This is a genomic window from Dyadobacter sp. BE31 (assembly GCF_031457695.1).
In the GTDB taxonomy this organism is placed as follows: domain Bacteria; phylum Bacteroidota; class Bacteroidia; order Cytophagales; family Spirosomataceae; genus Dyadobacter.
On the sequence record NZ_JAVDXA010000014.1, the window covers coordinates 1 to 2,620 of the forward strand.

Here is a 2,620-nt window from a genome sequence, read left to right on the forward strand (position 1 = left end):
TGGATATACCGGAGGATGTTGACCCCTTAAAATCCGGAATGTCTTGGAATGTTAAAGTGGCCTGATTCGCTGGAATCGACTGCCATTCCGGCACATGTTGACCCCTTTGAAAGTTGAGCACGGAGCGTACCGGAGCATGTTGACCCCTCTAAAACGGATTTCAACACAGCGTACCGGAGCATACTGACCCCTCTCAACACTGGTTTTGGTTTATTTGGTGATCTTCTAATTACTAAAAGCAGATCACTGATGGCTGGAAAACCAAGACCTATGAGCCAGATTAAACAACTTTTGCGATTACATTCTCAAGGCTACTCCATCAAAGCCATCGCTCGTACGCTCGGTATCAGCAAGAATACGGTGAAGTCGTATTTAAGTAAATTGGAGTCGGTTAGTATCGAACCACGGGAGCTATTGCAGTTAGAAGACCCTGCATTAGAAAGCAAGTTCCATGCGGGCAACCCGGCCTATAAAGATCCAAGATACGTGCATCTGAAGGGTAAACTTGATTACTTCCGGGCCCAACTTAAAGATGTCGGCGTAACCAAGAAATTGCTCTGGGAAGAGTACATTCAGGCCTTTCCGCACGGGTACGGCTATTCTCAGTTTTGCTTTCACCTATATCAGCAGCTTGTTGCCGCCAAGTCGTCTTCGGTTCTTATTTTCCAGCCCGCGGATAAGCTCATGGTCGATTTTGCAGGCAAGCAGATGCATTATATTGATAAGCAAACTGGTGAACTGATTGCCTGCCAGGTGTTTGTTGCCTGCCTGCCTTTCTCAGATTATGCCTTCGCTATGGCAGTACCCAGCCAGCAGATTGGCGACTTTCTATATGCCCTTTCTTGCTGTCTGAATGACTTAGGCGGTGTGCCTAAAGCCCTGGTTCCTGATAATTTAAAGTCTGCTGTGATACGTGCAGACCGTTACGAGCCTCAGATCAACCAGAGCCTGGATGACTTTGCCAATCATTACCAAATGTCAGTAGTGCCTGCAAGGGCAGGAAAACCAAAGGATAAAAGTCAGGTTGAGAACCAGGTTAAGCTTTTATATACCCGGGTTTATGCCAAGCTTCGTAACCGCCAGTTCTTTGATATTACTTCCTTGAACGAAGCTATAAAAGAAAAGGTCAGCGAACATAACCAGACGCGGATGCAGCGTAAGGATTACTGTCGCCAGGAACGGTTCCTAGCCGTGGAAAAGCCGCTACTGTCGCCTTTGCCTAAGGAGCACTTTGAATTGAAGTGCTACTGTGAACCCAAAGTTGCTCACAGCGGTCATGTCTATGTTATGAAGCACTTTTACAGTGTTCCTTACACCTTGACGGGTATGAAGGTAAAGGTGGTTTATACCCGTAGCATGGTCCATATCTATGCACATGGCAAGCTGGTCGCAGTCCATATCCGCAGTTATTTTAAGGGGGGGTATTCTTCTGTGAAAGAACACCTGAGTTCTCAAAACCAGGCCTATCTGGACCGTAGCCCTGATTATTATCTGCAACGAGCCAAAAGTAAATCCGAAGACCTATACCTTCTCGTTGAGCAACTCTTCCAGCAGAATAGGTATCCCGAGCAACTCTACCGGAGCTGCGACGGCCTTTTTCGTCTGCACCGAGATAGCAGTCCTGAGAAGTTCAGCAGGGCCTGCCAGATAGCCATCGAAAACGGAATTTACTCCTACCGGTTCATTCAGAAGGTTCTGGAAAACAACATGACCGATCACCCGGAAGAAGTGACCCAGCCTCAAAAGCTTCCGGCACATCATAACATCCGGGGCAAAGATTATTACATACAGTCTACCATTAACTTTTTACAAAATGAAAATTGAAGTGCAACTTAGAGAGCTGCGCCTGCATGGCATGTGCAGCAGCTGGCAAGCATTGCTGGAAACCAGAAGACATCATGAGTTAAATCTTGCCGAAGGTCTTGAGCTTCTTTTACAAGCTGAACAGCAGCAACGCAGTGACCAGCGCTTTGAACGGTTACAGAAGAACGCGCAATTCCGCTACCAGGCTTCCATTGAAGAATTAAACCTGGACACTTCCAGAGGGCTTGACCGTTCTCTGGTCACCGAGCTGACCACTGGCAATTACCTGTCCAAGGGTGAAGCCATTCTGATCAGTGGCGCTTCAGGTGCCGGAAAGAGCTTTTTAGCATCAGCACTTGGGCATCAGGCTTGCGCACAGGGATACAAAGTCCTGTATTACAACCTACAAAAATTGCTACTGAAAACGAAATTGAGCCGGATCGATGGAAGTATTTACAAGTTTATGGACAAACTTTCAAAATCAGAACTTCTTATTCTGGATGACTTTGGGCTAACCCGCTTAGAACCGCAGCAGCGCATGGACCTAATGGAAATTATTGAAGACCGACACGCTAAAAGGTCTACGATTATTGCTAGTCAGCTACCCGTAGCGAACTGGTATGATGTGATTGGGGAGGAAACGGTCGCCGATGCGATTTTAGATCGACTTGTTCATACCTCTTACCGCATCGAACTGAAAGGTGAAAGTTTAAGAAAAAAACGGTAAAATTGTCAGCCCATCAGAATCTCTCAGATCAGAACCTAAATTAGAGGGGTCAGTATGCCCGGTACGGGGTCAGCTTCAACGGAATATCCA

2 protein-coding genes are annotated in these 2,620 nt (G+C 46.8%); both read left to right on the forward strand.

The features are described from left to right. Positions 1-270: 270 nt before the first annotated feature. Positions 271-1,824, forward strand: coding sequence for an IS21 family transposase (gene istA, locus J2Y43_RS33450; RefSeq protein ID WP_309993738.1), 1,554 nt, complete (start codon positions 271-273; stop codon positions 1,822-1,824). Continuing rightward, positions 1,814-2,530, forward strand: coding sequence for an IS21-like element helper ATPase IstB (gene istB / locus J2Y43_RS33455; protein ID WP_309993742.1), 717 nt, complete (start codon positions 1,814-1,816; stop codon positions 2,528-2,530). Before istA ends, istB begins: the two co-directional genes overlap by 11 nt. Positions 2,531-2,620 lie beyond the last annotated feature (90 nt).

Bases quoted from the DNA above. Each gene is read 5' to 3' on its own strand.
- istA (WP_309993738.1), top strand. From the start codon at position 271: ATGAGCCAGATTAAACAACTTTTGCGATTACATTCTCAAGGCTACTCC.
- istB (WP_309993742.1), top strand. From the start codon at position 1,814: ATGAAAATTGAAGTGCAACTTAGAGAGCTGCGCCTGCATGGCATGTGC.